General features: G+C 53.9%; 12 protein-coding genes. 9 read left to right on the top strand and 3 right to left on the bottom strand.

The features are described 5' to 3' along the window. Positions 1–426: 426 nt before the first annotated feature. The 9 genes from glmS to WFN61_RS01750 all read left to right on the top strand — a co-directional run bounded on the left by glmS (position 427) and on the right by WFN61_RS01750 (position 10,767). The gene (gene glmS / locus WFN61_RS01790; RefSeq protein ID WP_257756945.1) at positions 427–876 is read left to right on the top strand and encodes a methylaspartate mutase subunit S; all 450 of its coding nucleotides are present in this window, start codon (positions 427–429) and stop codon (positions 874–876) included. Further along, positions 876–2,276, top strand: coding sequence for a methylaspartate mutase accessory protein GlmL (gene glmL / locus WFN61_RS01785; RefSeq protein WP_257756944.1), 1,401 nt, complete (start codon positions 876–878; stop codon positions 2,274–2,276). Before glmS ends, glmL begins: the two co-directional genes overlap by 1 nt. 6 nt (positions 2,277–2,282) lie before the next feature. Beyond that, the gene (locus tag WFN61_RS01780) at positions 2,283–3,731 is read left to right on the top strand and encodes a methylaspartate mutase subunit E (protein ID WP_257756943.1); all 1,449 of its coding nucleotides are present in this window, start codon (positions 2,283–2,285) and stop codon (positions 3,729–3,731) included. Then, positions 3,728–4,969, top strand: coding sequence for a methylaspartate ammonia-lyase (locus tag WFN61_RS01775; RefSeq protein WP_312282834.1), 1,242 nt, complete (start codon positions 3,728–3,730; stop codon positions 4,967–4,969). Before WFN61_RS01780 ends, WFN61_RS01775 begins: the two co-directional genes overlap by 4 nt. A 3-nt stretch (positions 4,970–4,972) precedes the next feature. Then, positions 4,973–6,343, top strand: a complete 1,371-nt coding sequence (locus tag WFN61_RS01770) for a DUF1446 domain-containing protein (protein WP_257756940.1) — start codon at positions 4,973–4,975, stop codon at positions 6,341–6,343. Continuing rightward, positions 6,340–6,657 carry a DUF4387 domain-containing protein gene (locus tag WFN61_RS01765; protein ID WP_144813505.1) on the top strand — a complete coding sequence of 106 codons (318 nt, stop codon included), beginning with the start codon at positions 6,340–6,342 and terminating at the stop codon, positions 6,655–6,657. The genes WFN61_RS01770 and WFN61_RS01765 overlap by 4 nt, the downstream gene beginning before the upstream one ends. Positions 6,658–6,781: 124 nt before the next feature. Further along, complete coding sequence (locus WFN61_RS01760; protein WP_257756939.1) at positions 6,782–8,065, top strand: dicarboxylate/amino acid:cation symporter; 1,284 nt, start codon at positions 6,782–6,784, stop codon at positions 8,063–8,065. Continuing rightward, positions 8,058–9,056 (top strand): glutaminase A, encoded by a 999-nt coding sequence (gene glsA, locus WFN61_RS01755; protein WP_257756938.1) that lies wholly within the window; start codon positions 8,058–8,060, stop codon positions 9,054–9,056. Before WFN61_RS01760 ends, glsA begins: the two co-directional genes overlap by 8 nt. Before the next feature lie 52 nt (positions 9,057–9,108). Then, the gene (locus WFN61_RS01750) at positions 9,109–10,767 is read left to right on the top strand and encodes a class I fumarate hydratase (RefSeq protein ID WP_257756937.1); all 1,659 of its coding nucleotides are present in this window, start codon (positions 9,109–9,111) and stop codon (positions 10,765–10,767) included. On the opposite strand, the gene WFN61_RS01745 is transcribed toward WFN61_RS01750, so the two are convergent. The 3 genes from WFN61_RS01745 to sucC all read right to left on the bottom strand — a co-directional run bounded on the left by WFN61_RS01745 (position 10,750) and on the right by sucC (position 13,910). Beyond that, positions 10,750–11,670, bottom strand: coding sequence for a LysR substrate-binding domain-containing protein (locus WFN61_RS01745; protein ID WP_257756935.1), 921 nt, complete (start codon positions 11,668–11,670; stop codon positions 10,750–10,752). The two genes, WFN61_RS01750 and WFN61_RS01745, sit on opposite strands and share 18 nt — an antisense overlap. A gap of 204 nt (positions 11,671–11,874) precedes the next feature. Continuing rightward, positions 11,875–12,744 carry a succinate--CoA ligase subunit alpha gene (gene sucD, locus WFN61_RS01740; RefSeq protein WP_144813515.1) on the bottom strand — a complete coding sequence of 290 codons (870 nt, stop codon included), beginning with the start codon at positions 12,742–12,744 and terminating at the stop codon, positions 11,875–11,877. After that, positions 12,744–13,910 carry an ADP-forming succinate--CoA ligase subunit beta gene (gene sucC, locus WFN61_RS01735; protein ID WP_042392144.1) on the bottom strand — a complete coding sequence of 389 codons (1,167 nt, stop codon included), beginning with the start codon at positions 13,908–13,910 and terminating at the stop codon, positions 12,744–12,746. The genes sucD and sucC overlap by 1 nt, the downstream gene beginning before the upstream one ends. Between the last annotated feature and the right edge of the window lie 57 nt (positions 13,911–13,967).

Below are 13,967 nucleotides of genomic sequence, written 5' to 3'. Positions count from 1 at the left end.
AACAAGCATTGTGGTTAAAAAACAGTGTCTCGCCACCGGAAAAACGTGTCCACAATCACGTATTAATAATGCGATATCTTAATGTATACCATTTAATTATATTTCCATCCTGTCTTTATTGAATATTTAAACAGACACAGTCAACTGCGGCTATATTTTAGAACAGGCTCACATTTCATCATAACGGTTAATTCGCTAAAACCTCGTATAAATATTAGAGTCATGGCAGGAAGCAATGATAACCAATTGATTTTGTTATATTTTTAAAGGATAAAAAGATAAATCACTCTTTTAAAGAAAGAGCTATTGAAAATAGATCAATTGCCTCCATCCCCCCCTCCCCTCACACTCCTCACTATTCTATACCTTTGTACTTTCAAGTCTGACTGACACAAATGTTAGCAATAAATTAATTGAGGATGCCCCATGAAAAAAGCAACGCTCGTTATTGGCGTAATTGGTGCCGACTGCCATGCGGTTGGCAACAAGGTTCTGGATCGCGTTTTTACCACCCATGACTTTCGGGTGATCAACCTCGGCGTGATGGTCAGTCAGGATGAGTACATTGATGCCGCGATCGAAACCGGGGCCGATGCCATTGTTGTCTCCTCTATTTACGGTCACGGCGATATTGACTGTCTCGGCTTACGTGAACGCTGCATCGAGCGTGGGGTTGGTGAGATTTTACTTTATGTCGGGGGCAACCTCGTGGTCGGCAAACATGATTTTGCTGAAATAGAGCACAAATTTATAGACATGGGCTTTGACCGTGTTTTTTCTCCGAGTCACGATTTGGAAGACGTTTGTGAATTAATTGCCACCGACATTAACAATAAATTAACTAATTGCCCTCCACAGCCAGAAGAGGTTGTGTGATGCGTACGGTATCCGTTGATATTGGTTCAACCTGGACCAAGGCTGCTCTTTTTGAAATAAGCGGTAATAACGCCCTCAGACTTCTTAATCAGGCGGTCACACCTACCACTACCCGACATCTTGCCGACGGTTTTTTTGCCAACCTCAACCAGCTGCTGGAGGTCAAGGATGCCAGACCGCTGCTGAGACGCGGCGACGTTACGCTTAAATACTCCTCTTCGGCTAAAGGTGGACTGGCCGTCGCCGCAATGGGTTTAGTGCCCTCTATTACCCTTGAAGCAGCGAAGGTGACTGCCCATTCAGCCGGGGCTAAAATCACCGACTATTACTCCTACAAGCTGACACCACAGGATATACGCCAGCTTGAGACCGCCTCGCCCGATATTCTGCTGTTCGCCGGAGGAACAGATGGCGGAGAGACGCGCTATGGCCTGCACAATGCACGGCTGCTCGCTGCGTCCGGACTGGAGTGCGCGATTGTCTACGCCGGCAATCGTGATATTCAATTTGAAGTTGAACAACTACTGGCTCATAAGCAGCTCACCGTGGTGGATAACATTCTGCCCGAGCTGGATTCACCTAATCCCCTCCCCGCCCGTCAGGCGATCTGTGACATTTTCCTCTCTCACATCGTGAAAGGAAAAGGGCTGGATGTCATCGTTGACGAGACAGGCGAAGCCCCTATGCCTACGCCGTGGACGGTGTTTGAGCTGGTTAAGTTGATGAGCCAGCATGATGATGCCTGGCAGTCGTTCATGCTGATTGATATGGGCGGCGCAACCACTGACGTCTACTCCGCCTGCACCAATACCCTCCCTCCGGATACCGTTCTACACGGCCTGCCTGAGCCCTTTATCAAACGCACCGTTGAGGGCGATTTAGGAATGCGGGTCTCTGCTGCGGTAGTGGGCGAAAGTGCCAGAGCACTTATCGATACGCTTTTTGCCTCGCAGCCCGACTTGCACACCGCGTTCTATCGCTATCTCGACAAACTTGTTGCCTGCCCCGGCTCCCTGCCTGCAGGCCCTGAAGAGCAGCGCTTCGATACCTTGCTGGCCGGGCTCTGCGTAGCCTATGCCAGTGAACGCCATGCGGGAACAAAAAAAGCGGTAGCTACCTGCGTGGGGACAGTCGATCTGCAAACCGGGCGCGATCTAACTCCCGTACGCAAAGTTGTCGGCTCCGGCGGCTGGCTATCGCGCGCAGCGTCATTTGATATTCACCGCTGGCTTAAATATCGCGATCTTGATGCTCGCGGCAACCGGATCCTGCTGCCCGCGCAGTTTGATTACTACCGTGATGAAAAAGGCCTGATCCCCCTGCTGGCTAATGCCGCAAGACTCTATCCCCAGGCGGCTGCGCTCGCCAGCATTCACTGTTTAACCCCAAACCCAAGGTAGCAACGAATGGAACTCAGCAATAAAAAGATAACCCATGACGATTTTATGTCTGAGCGGCAAGGCGTTCTGGACACCTGGCCTACCGGGAAAGACGTTACCCATTTTGAAGATGGCGTAAAGTACCAGCAGACCATCCCGGAGGCCAAAAACTTCGCCCGTGCGCTGCGCATAGCGGATGAGGAGGGCATTACTCTCAGCCAGCCTCGTGCCGGCGTGGCGCTGCTGGACGAGCATATTGCGCTGCTTAAAGTACTTGAGCAGGAGTGCGATCTGCTGCCCACCACCATTGATGCCTACACCCGCCTGAACCGCTACGAAGAGGCCGCGGTGGGCATTCAAAAATCGATCGAAGCAGGCACCTCAAAACTTAATGGTTTACCGGTCGTTAACCACGGCGTTGCTGCCTGCCGTCGCTTGACCGAATCGTTGCAGAAACCGCTCCAGGTGAGGCACGGGACCCCTGATGCCCGGCTGCTGGCTGAGATCTCCATCGCTAGCGGGTTTACCAGCTATGAAGGGGGCGGCATCTCCTACAACATTCCCTACGCAAAACGCGTCACGCTCGAAAAATCCCTGCGCGACTGGCAGTACTGCGATCGCCTGATTGGCCTGTATGAAGAGCATGGCATCCGCATTAACCGCGAACCTTTTGGCCCCCTGACCGGCACGCTGATCCCGCCGTTTATGTCGCACGCGGTTGCCATCATTGAAGGCTTACTGGCACTGGAGCAGGGTGTGCGCTCCATTACGGTTGGCTATGGCCAGGTGGGCAGCCTTACGCAGGACGTTGCCGCCATTAAAGCGCTGCGCGAACTCTCTCATGACTATTTCCGCCAGCAAGGCTATGAAGATTATGAGCTCAGTACCGTCTTCCATCAGTGGATGGGCGGCTTCCCGGAGGATGAAGCAAAAGCGTTTTCCGTGATCGCCTGGGGCGCTGCCGTCGCCGGCATGGCGGGCGCAACCAAAGTCATTACCAAAAGCCCACATGAAGCCTTCGGCATTCCTACCGCTGCCGCTAATGCCCAGGGGCTTAAGGCATCGCGCCAGATGCTTAACATGGTTCGCGATCAGCCCTTCCCAGCCTGTCATGCCGTCGATCTTGAGGTTGAACTCATCAAACGCGAAGTGCGTGCCGTACTGGACCACGTCTTTGCTCTCGGTAAAGGGGATATCGCCCGCGGTACGGTGCTGGCCTTTGAAGCTGGCGTACTGGACATCCCTTTCGCTCCGGCAGCCTGTAACGCAGGCAAGATGACGCCGGTACGCGACAACGCTGGCGCTATCCGCATCTTAGAGGCCGGTGCCGTTCCGCTACCGGATGACATCCTGGCTATGCATCACGACTTTGTTGCCGCGCGCGCCAGCGTTGAACGCCGCCCCGCCTCATTCCAGATGGTGGTTGACGATATCAATGCCGTATCCCACAGCAAGTTAATAGGAAGACCAGAATGAAAATTAAACAGGCAATTTTTACCGCAGGTTACTCCTCCTTCTACTTTGACGATCAGCAGGCCATTAAAGACGGCGCAGGCCATGACGGCTTTATCTATACCGGTCAACCGGTAACGCCGGGCTTTACCTCAGTGCGCCAGGCCGGTGAGTGTGTCTGCGTGCAGCTGATCCTGGAGAACGGGGCCGTTGCCGTGGGAGACTGTGCGGCGGTGCAGTACTCTGGAGCCGGTGGGCGCGACCCGCTCTTCCTGGCAGCAACCTTTATTCCGTGGCTCAACGATCATATTAAGCCGCTACTGGAGGGCCGCGACGTACAGGCTTTCCTGCCCAATGCCCGCTTTTTTGACACACTGCGCATCGAGGGTAAACCGCTGCATACCGCCGTACGCTATGGCCTCTCGCAGGCACTGCTGGACGCTGCCGCGCTAGCAACGGGCCGACTCAAAGCAGAGGTTATCGCCGACGAATGGCAGCTGCCGACGATTGCCGAGCCGATCCCGCTGTTTGGCCAGAGCGGAGATGACCGCTACATCGCCGTCGATAAAATGATCCTCAAGGGCGTTAACGTCCTGCCCCATGCGCTGATTAACAACGTTGAAGAGAAGCTAGGCCATGACGGTGAGAAGCTGCGCGAATATGTGCGCTGGTTGGCAAACCGTGTGATGACGTTACGCACCAGTCCGCGTTACCACCCTACGCTACACATTGATGTCTACGGCACTATCGGCCTTATCTTCAGCCAGGATCCACAGCGCTGTGCGCACTATATCGCCAGCCTGGAGAAAGAGACGCAGGGTCTGCCGCTCTATATTGAGGGGCCGGTTGATGCAGGTAACAAAGCCGATCAGATCTTTCTCCTGACGGCAATCACACGCGAGCTGACGAAGCTCGGCTCTGGGGTCAAAATCGTTGCCGACGAGTGGTGTAACACCTATCAGGATATCGTCGACTTTACCGACGCTGGCAGCTGTCACATGGTGCAAATCAAGACGCCCGATCTGGGCAGTATCCACAACATTGTTGATGCGGTGCTCTACTGCAACAAGCATGGCATGGAGGCCTACCAGGGCGGCACCTGTAATGAAACAGAGGTGAGCGCCAGAACCTGCGTGCATGTCGCCCTCGCCGCCCGCCCCATGCGCATGCTAGTCAAACCCGGCATGGGATTTGACGAGGGTCTTAATATTGTCTTTAACGAAATGCAGCGCACCCTTGCGCTCCTGCAGGCAAGGGGATAAGCGATGGCTAAGACCTTTAAGATCCTGTCGCCGACCGCCATCCTCGGCTACGGCTTTCCAGAAGAGAGCTTTTTAAGCGCGCTGGCTGAATCCCCGGATCTGATCGCCGTGGATGCAGGTTCGTCCGATCCGGGCCCGCACTATCTCGGCGCGGGAAAGCCTTTTACCGATCGCGCCGGAGTGAAGCGTGACCTGCGCTATATGATCTCAGCCGGGGTTAAACAGGGCATCCCGGTGGTTATCGGCACGGCGGGCGGCTCGGGTGCAGCTCCCCATCTCGCGTGGTGTCGTGAGATCGTGCTAGAGATTGCCCGTGAAGAGCAGCTCTCATTCACTCTGGCAACTATCCCCGCCGATGTCGACAAGCAGATCGTTCATCAGGCGCTGGATGCGGGCAACATCACGGCCCTCGACTTTGTGCCGCCGTTAACCCATCAGGATATTGATGACAGCACCTCTATTGTCGCGCAGATGGGCATAGAGCCTTTCCAGCGGGCGCTGGCAGCCGGGGCACAGGTAGTATTAGGCGGACGCGCTTACGATCCTGCCTGTTTTGCGGCTCTGCCCATCATGCAGGGCTTTGACGAGGGGCTGGCGCTGCACTGCGGGAAGATCCTTGAATGCGCCGCGATTGCCGCTACGCCAGGTTCGGGATCGGACTGCGCTATGGGGATCCTCGACGACAAGGGCTTCACCCTGAAAGTGTTTAACCCCAAGCGGAAGTTTACCGAAACCTCTGCGGCAGCCCATACGCTGTATGAAAAGTCTGACCCCTATTTTCTGCCGGGTCCTGGCGGCGTGCTTAATTTGCAGGCCTGCACTTTTAAAGCGGTCAATGAGCGAGAGGTCTACGTCAGCGGCTCCCGCCACGAGACCACGCCCTACCGGCTAAAACTGGAGGGCGCCCGGCGGGTGGGCTCCCGCTGCCTGACCATTGCGGGGGTCCGCGATCCCATTATGATCGCCGGGATTGAAACCATCCTGGAAGAGGTTAAGTCCAGCGTCGTCAGCAATCTGAGCCTTAATGCGCAAGAGATCCGTATTACCTTCCATCTCTATGGCAAAAATGGCGTGATGGGCGAGCATGAGCCGGTACCGCAGGCCGCACACGAGCTGGGGATCGTTCTCGACGTGGTAGCCCCGGACCAGCAGCTTGCTAACAGCGTCTGCTCGCTGGTGCGCTCAACGCTGCTGCACTATGGCTACGAAGGCAGGATAGCTACGGCGGGTAACCTGGCATTCCCCTTTTCGCCCTCGGATGTCCCTTGCGGGCCGGTCTATGAGTTCTCTGTCTACCACCTTATTGAGGCCAGCGAGGCGCTGCAGTTCCCCTTCGTCCTTGAGCAGATCACGCCGGAAGGAGTAGTGGCATGAAACAGTCCATTCGTTCGTTGGCCTTAGTTATTCGCTCTAAAAACGCCGGACCCTATGAGCTGGTGCTGGATATTCTCTTCAAACAGCAAAGCGACTATCTGGCGGTGAAAGCCTCGGGGCAGTTTACCGCGCAGCTGATTGCAGATCTGTACAACCTTGATCAACGGCAGATCCCCCGCCTTATCTGGTTCGATCCGGCGAACGCTGTCAAAGCCATTTTACCGAGAAGTACCGTTTCAGGTAACAGAGGAGACAACGACGTATATGGCGCTCAGCAGCACGCGCCGTTATTAAACATCGTTTTAGATATTTAACAGAAATAACAATAACTCTCCACGGGTACGCCGCTGCGTACCCCTTTCTAAAACTTGCTGGTCATTAGAAAAAATTGAAAACCTAATCTTCGCGCTACCAGCGCCTCAATCCGATGGAGTGACAATGAAGTCGAAAAGCTTAACCACGATGATTATCGCGGGTCTGGTACTGGGTATTATTGCCGGATTTTTTGTTAATATGGTTGCCTCACCTGCGACGGCTAAAGCCTACTCACAGGACATATCTATCCTAACCGCGATATTTCTGCGCTTAATAAAAATGATTATTGCGCCGTTAATTATCTCTACGCTGGTCGTTGGGATAGCAAAAATGGGCGATGCAACAACGCTAGGGCGAATTTTTTCCAAGACCCTGTTTCTGTTTATCTGCGCCTCGCTAATCTCCATTGCTTTAGGCCTGATTATTGTCAATATTTTCCAGCCCGGTGTCGGAATTAACTTTGTTGCCCATGATGCTGCCGGCGTCGCTGCGCTAAAGGCTGAACCGTTTACTTTTAAGGTCTTTATTTCGCACGCTATTCCCACCAGTATCGTTGACGCCATGGCACGCAACGAAGTGCTGCAGATCGTTGTCTTCTCTATTTTCTTAGGCTGCGGGCTGGCGGCTATAGGCGATAAGGGTGCTCCCATCGTCCATGTACTGGACTCGCTGGTTGAGGTAATGCTCAAAATTACCGGCTACGTTATGCTCTTCGCCCCCTTTACGGTGTTTGCCGCTATCTCCGCCATGATCGCAGAGCGCGGGCTGAGCGTGCTGGTTAGCGCCGGTATCTTTATGGGCGAGTTTTATATGACGCTCGCGCTGCTATGGGTGATTTTAATCGGCGCTTCTTTCGCCATTATTGGTCCCTGCGTTATCCGCTTAACCCGGGGGATCTCCGAGCCTGCCCTGCTGGCATTTACCACCTCCAGTTCAGAAGCAGCCTTTCCCGGCACGCTGAAGGCGCTGGAAAAGTTTGGCGTCTCGCCAAAAATTGCCAGCTTTGTCCTGCCGATTGGCTACTCATTTAACCTCGTCGGCTCGATGGCGTACTGCTCCTTCGCCACCATCTTTATCGCCCAGGCGTGCAATATTCACCTTGGCATGGGGGAGCAGATCACCATGCTGCTTATCCTGATGCTGACATCTAAAGGCATGGCCGGGGTGCCGCGCGCCTCGCTGGTGGTTATCGCCGCTACCCTCAATCAGTTCAATATTCCTGAAGCCGGGTTAATTCTACTGATGGGTGTCGATCCCTTCCTTGATATGGGCCGCTCCGCCACCAACGTAATGAGCAACGCCATGGGTGCTGCCCTTGTTAGCCGCTGGGAGGGTGAACACTTTGGCGAAGGATGCCGTGGAAAAGCGTCCCAGCCTGCAGAGACATTAAGGAGCGAAAATGTTTAATAACATCTTAAAAAGTGTGTTAGCGACGCTACTGCTATTAAGCGTGGCTGCTTCAGCTAACTCCGTTGATTATAATGTGCTGATCAAGCAGGCGCACCAGCAGTACAAAACAGCAAATGAAGGAAAAGTAGCTGATTATATTCCAGCACTTGCTGCCTATAGTCCCGATAATTTTGCCATTGCCATCGTGACCGCTGATGGCAAAGTTTACGCTACCGGTGATAGCGATAAAACCTTCCCGCTTGAGTCAATTAGTAAAGTATTTACCCTTGCGTTAGTCATGGAACAGCGCGGAAGCGATGAGGTACTGGCAAAGCTTGGTGCTAATGCTACGGGATTACCCTTTAACTCTGCCCTGGCAGTAGAGTTGAATCCTGGCGAACCGCAAAACCCACTGGTCAACGCAGGCGCAATCAGCACCGTTAGCCTGGTTAAAGCAGAGAATAAAACCGAACGCTGGCACAGGATCCTCAATAATCTTAGTGCTTATGCCGATGCCAACCTGACAGTCAACGAGCCAGTATTTGCTTCAGAAATGGCAACTAATCAACACAACCAGGCGCTGGCTCAACTGATGTTGTCCTATGACGTTTTTTATGGCGATCCCCGCGAGGCGGTAGAGATTTATACCCGTGAGTGTTCGGTTGACGTTAACGTTATTCAATTGGCAAAAATGGGGGCGGTTCTTGCAAACCAGGGTAGATCGCCTTTTAACGGCAAACAGCTACTCAACGCGAAATATGTCCCTCAGGTGCTGGCAGAAATGGCTATTGCTGGCTTATACGATGGCAGCGGTAAATGGCTTTATACAGCGGGCATACCGGCTAAAAGCGGTGTCAGTGGAGGAATGGTTGCCGTGGTGCCGGGGAAATTCGCCATTGCCGTTTATTCGCCGCCTCTTGATAGAGCAGGCAATAGCGTTCGTGGACAAAAAGTTATCCGCCATATTGCCGATGCAACGCGGGCTAGCCTGTTTACCCATATGCAATAAATACTACCGCGCGCCAGCGCGGTCTAATCCTCTCTATACATGAGAACTAAAAATGGCTAAACCTTTTATCTGGCAAGAACCTTTTCCACATGATAAGGATCCAACCGAGTATTATCTTTTTAGCGACCAGTATGTGTCGGTCAACGAAGCAGATAATAAAACCCTTATTAGCGTAGAGCCGCAGGGATTAACGCTGCTGGCGAAGCAGGCTTTTTATGAGGCCTCTTTTTTCTTACGCAGCGCGCATATTAAGCAGGTTGCGTCGATCCTGCACGATCCGGAAGCCAGCGACAACGATCGCTACGTTGCCCTGCAACTCCTGCGCAATGCCGAGGTTTCGGCCAAAGGGGTTCTGCCTAACTGCCAGGATACCGGCACTGCGACCATCGTGGCCGAAAAGGGGCAGTCGATCTGGACCGGCAACAACGATGCTGAGGCGTTAAGCCAGGGGATCTATGAAACTTTTCAGGAAAATAGCCTACGCTACTCACAAAACGCCCCGCTGGATATGTACAGCGAGGTGAATACCGGTACTAACCTTCCTGCGCAGATTGATATCGCAGCAACCTCAGGGGAGGAGTATAAATTTCTGTTTATTAATAAGGGCGGCGGCTCTGCTAACAAGACAGCGCTGTTTCAGGAGACCCGGTCTATTCTTGATCCAGAAAAGCTTATTCCCTTCTTAGTAGCCAAAATGCAGGCTCTCGGCACCGCCGCCTGTCCGCCATACCATATTGCCTTCGTCGTGGGTGGCACCTCTGCCGACCAGGCCTTGAAAGTTGCTAAACTGGCATCAACAAAGTATTACGATACGCTGCCCACCAGCGGCAACGAGCTTGGGCAGGCTTTTCGCGATCTGCACCTGGAGTCAACGCTGCTTAACGCCAGCCGTGAGCTGGGCATCGGTGCGCAGTTTGGCGGTAAATATTTTGCCCACGACATCCGGGTCATTCGTCTGCCACGTCACGGTGGCTCGTGCCCGATTGCGCTAGCCCTCTCCTGCTCCGCCGACCGTAATATCAAAGCTAAAATTAATCGTCATGGGATCTGGCTGGAGAAGCTGGAGCGCGATCCGGGACGATTTATCCCTGAGAAGCTACGCGTTCCTCACCACACCAACGAAATCAGAATTGATTTGAACCGGCCGCTAAATGAAGTCATGACCGAGCTGTCGCGCCATCCGGTGGGCACACGCGTTTCCCTGAGCGGGCCTCTGATTGTCGCCCGGGATATCGCCCACGCCAGGCTAAAAGCCCGGCTTGATGCAGGTGTGGCCCTGCCGGAGTATATGAAGAACTATATTGTTTACTACGCTGGCCCCGCTAAAACGCCGGAGGGCGGCACGGCAGGATCTCTGGGGCCAACAACCGGTGGCCGGATGGACAGTTATGTCGATGCCTTTCAGACCGCAGGCGGAAGCCTGGTGATGCTATCGAAAGGTAATCGCAGCCAGCAGGTTACCGACGCCTGCGCCAGACACGGTGGATTTAATCTGGGTAGCATCGGTGGCGCAGCGGCGCTGCTGGCGCAGGAGTATGTCAAGAGTTTACGCTGCGTGGAGTATGGCGAACTGGGCATGGAGGCGGTATGGATGATGGAGGTACAAAATATGCCTGCTTTTATCCTGGTGGATGACAAAGGTAACAACTTTTATCAGCAGTTTGAACAGCATCACTGCTGCCACCACTGCCCGTCACAGAGTCTGAAGTAGCGCATGCCGCTCGACCGCTGACTGTTTGAGCAACCAGTCGCGGAAGAGTGGCATTCCGCCTGACTCCACGCCGTCGTCCCGCCAGGTCAAAATAAAGCGGTTGCCGGTACGCATGGGCACGTCGCAGGGAATAACCATGCTGCCGTTATCAAGATCGTGCTGGACGGAAAAGCGCGGCAGCAACGCGACGCCCAGCCGCGAGTGAACGGCCGCAATCAGCATCGAGATAAGATCAAAACGCGGCCCCTGCTTTACTCTGGGGCTGCTGATACCGGAGAGGGCGAACCACTCGACCCAGCTCTCAATACGCGTGCTCTGATGCAGCAGCGTAAAGTTATCAAGCAGGCGCTCGACCGTTATCTTTCTCCCGGCGTAACCCGGTAACGTTCTGCTGCAAACCGGCAGCAGCGCCTCCTCAAAGAGAGAGTCGACCCGCGCCAGGGGGGCGCAGAAATCTTCCCGCATGATGACCGCATCATAGTTTCTGTTAAGAAAATCACCTACGCTTGCCAGCGAGTTAATATTTATGACGACGTCGGGATAGCTTTTATTAAATTCTCCAAGCTTTGGAATAAGCCAGTGGGTGCTTAACGTTGGATTAACCGCCAGCTCTATGACCCGTGAGGTTGGCTGCCAGGTCATAATAGCATGCGTGTCACGCTCGAATTTATTTAATGTATCCCGCACCATGTCGAGATAATATCTCCCTGCGTCATTGAGGAAAATACGCTTTTTAGCATGGCTGAACAGCTCGGTATTAAGAAATGCCTCCAGCGCTGCCATCTGGCGAAATACCGCACTCTGCGTCAACGCCAGCTCTTCTGCCGCACGGGTATAGCTCTCATGTCGCGCTACGGCCTCGAACGTAATCAATAGCTCTGTTTTCGGTAACTTCCCTCGCATACCCCCTCCCTGCTGCTTTTGAGCGATATCCTACCACTCCTTATCATTACGCCCGAACTGTTAGCAAAAATATTCGCCATATCGTGATCGCTATCGATTATTTCTTCGGACATATTTGAGAAAGATATAATATTTTAAAAAACATTTATGCCAACAATAAAAAAGGCCACCTTGCGGTGGCCAACCATGTCGAGATTTTTTTATTTACTTAATAATAGATTTCAGCGCTTCGCCAATATCAGCCAGGCTACGCACGGTTTTCACCCCTGCGGCTTCCAGCGCGGCAAATTTCTCGTCTGCTGTGCCTTTACCACCGGCGATGATCGCCCCTGCGTGACCCATACGCTTGCCTTTTGGCGCGGTCACGCCGGCAATGTAGCCGACAACCGGTTTGGTCACATGATCTTTGATATAAGCAGCTGCTTCTTCTTCTGCACTACCACCGATCTCACCGATCATAACAATCGCTTCGGTCTGCGGGTCAGCTTCGAACAGCTTCAGAATATCGATAAAGTTAGAGCCAGGGATCGGGTCACCGCCGATACCAACGCAGGTAGACTGGCCGAAGCCGTAGTCAGTGGTCTGCTTAACCGCTTCATAGGTCAGCGTACCGGAGCGGGAAACGATGCCCACTTTACCCGGCTGGTGGATGTGGCCCGGCATGATGCCGATTTTGCACTCGCCTGGGGTGATCACACCCGGGCAGTTTGGACCGATCATCCGCACGCCTGCTTCATCCAGCTTCACTTTTACCGTCAGCATATCCAGAGTCGGGATACCTTCGGTAATGGTGATGATGAGCTTAATGCCTGCATCGATGGCTTCCAGAATCGAGTCTTTACAGAATGGAGCCGGAACATAGATCACAGTGGCGGTTGCGCCAGTGGCTTCAACGGCTTCACGCACGGTGTTGAACACCGGCAGACCGAGGTGCGTGGTGCCGCCCTTGCCTGGGGTTACGCCGCCAACCATCTGCGTACCATAGGCGATAGCCTGCTCTGAGTGGAAGGTCCCCTGGCTACCGGTGAAGCCCTGGCAGATTACCTTTGTATTTTTGTCGATCAGAATGGACATTATTTCCCCTCCACTGCGGCAACAACCTGCTGTGCTGCGTCCGTCAGACTTTTCGCTGCGATAATGTTCAGGCCGCTGTCAGCCAGTTTTTGTGCGCCCAGTTCAGCGTTGTTCCCTTCCAGACGAACCACGACCGGAACGTTAACGCCTACCTCTTCCACCGCACCAATGATACCGTCGGCAATCAGGTCGCAGCGCACGATACCGCCGAAAATGTTAACCAGTACGGCTTTCACTTTATCGTCGGAGAGAATGATTTTGAACGCTTCTGTGACGCGCTCTTTGGTTGCGCCGCCGCCCACGTCAAGGAAGTTAGCCGGTTCGCCGCCGTGCAGCTTAACGATATCCATGGTGCCCATTGCCAGGCCCGCACCGTTAACCATGCAGCCGATGTTGCCGTCGAGGGCAACATAGTTCAGCTCCCACTGTGCCGCCTGTGATTCACGGGCGTCTTCCTGAGAGTGGTCGCGCATCTGGCGCAGATCCGGCTGGCGGAACAGCGCGTTGCCGTCAGCGCCCAGTTTGCCGTCGAGGCAGATCAGGTCGCCCTGCTTGGTGATCACCAGCGGGTTGATCTCGATCAGCGCGAGGTCGCGCTCAAGGAAGATGGTCGCCAGACCCATGAAGATTTTGGTGAACTGCTGAACCTGCTTACCTTCCAGGCCCAGTTTAAATGCCAGCTCGCGTCCCTGGTACGGCATTGGGCCGGCCAGCGGATCGAGAGCGACTTTGTGGATCAGGTGCGGCGTCTCTTCCGCCACTTTTTCAATTTCCACGCCACCTTCGGTAGAGGCCATGAACACTACGCGACGAGAGCTGCGGTCAACAACCGCGCCCAGATAGAGCTCTTTATCGATATCGGTCGCAGCTTCTACCAGGATCTGGTTAACCGGCTGGCCGTTGGCATCCGTTTGGTAGGTCACCAGACGCTTGCCCAGCCAGTGCTCAGCAAACGCACGGATCTCTTCTTTGCTGTGAACGACTTTAACGCCGCCCGCTTTACCGCGGCCACCGGCGTGTACCTGGCACTTGACTACCCACGGGCCGCTGCCGATTTTAGAGGCGGCTTCTTCTGCTTCGCGTGGCGTATTGCAGGCATAGCCTACCGGCGCGGGTAAACCGTAGCGGGCAAACAGCTGTTTTGCCTGGTATTCATGTAAGTTCATCTGTTCCGTCCATTTTTCAGGTAATCGTCAGGTCATGATTTTATCGGCCCGGCGAAC

It is taken from the genome of Pseudescherichia sp. AS216, from assembly GCF_037152055.1.
Lineage (GTDB): Bacteria > Pseudomonadota > Gammaproteobacteria > Enterobacterales > Enterobacteriaceae > Pseudescherichia.
The sequence above is the reverse complement of the archived record's forward strand: the minus strand, read 5'-3'. Positions and strand labels throughout refer to the sequence as shown.

Bases quoted from the DNA above. Each gene is read 5' to 3' on its own strand.
- glmS (WP_257756945.1), top strand. From the start codon at position 427: ATGAAAAAAGCAACGCTCGTTATTGGCGTAATTGGTGCCGACTGCCAT.
- glmL (WP_257756944.1), top strand. From the start codon at position 876: ATGCGTACGGTATCCGTTGATATTGGTTCAACCTGGACCAAGGCTGCT.
- WFN61_RS01780 (WP_257756943.1), top strand. From the start codon at position 2,283: ATGGAACTCAGCAATAAAAAGATAACCCATGACGATTTTATGTCTGAG.
- WFN61_RS01775 (WP_312282834.1), top strand. From the start codon at position 3,728: ATGAAAATTAAACAGGCAATTTTTACCGCAGGTTACTCCTCCTTCTAC.
- WFN61_RS01770 (WP_257756940.1), top strand. From the start codon at position 4,973: ATGGCTAAGACCTTTAAGATCCTGTCGCCGACCGCCATCCTCGGCTAC.
- WFN61_RS01765 (WP_144813505.1), top strand. From the start codon at position 6,340: ATGAAACAGTCCATTCGTTCGTTGGCCTTAGTTATTCGCTCTAAAAAC.
- WFN61_RS01760 (WP_257756939.1), top strand. From the start codon at position 6,782: ATGAAGTCGAAAAGCTTAACCACGATGATTATCGCGGGTCTGGTACTG.
- glsA (WP_257756938.1), top strand. From the start codon at position 8,058: ATGTTTAATAACATCTTAAAAAGTGTGTTAGCGACGCTACTGCTATTA.
- WFN61_RS01750 (WP_257756937.1), top strand. From the start codon at position 9,109: ATGGCTAAACCTTTTATCTGGCAAGAACCTTTTCCACATGATAAGGAT.
- WFN61_RS01745 (WP_257756935.1), bottom strand. From the start codon at position 11,670: ATGCGAGGGAAGTTACCGAAAACAGAGCTATTGATTACGTTCGAGGCC.
- sucD (WP_144813515.1), bottom strand. From the start codon at position 12,744: ATGTCCATTCTGATCGACAAAAATACAAAGGTAATCTGCCAGGGCTTC.
- sucC (WP_042392144.1), bottom strand. From the start codon at position 13,910: ATGAACTTACATGAATACCAGGCAAAACAGCTGTTTGCCCGCTACGGT.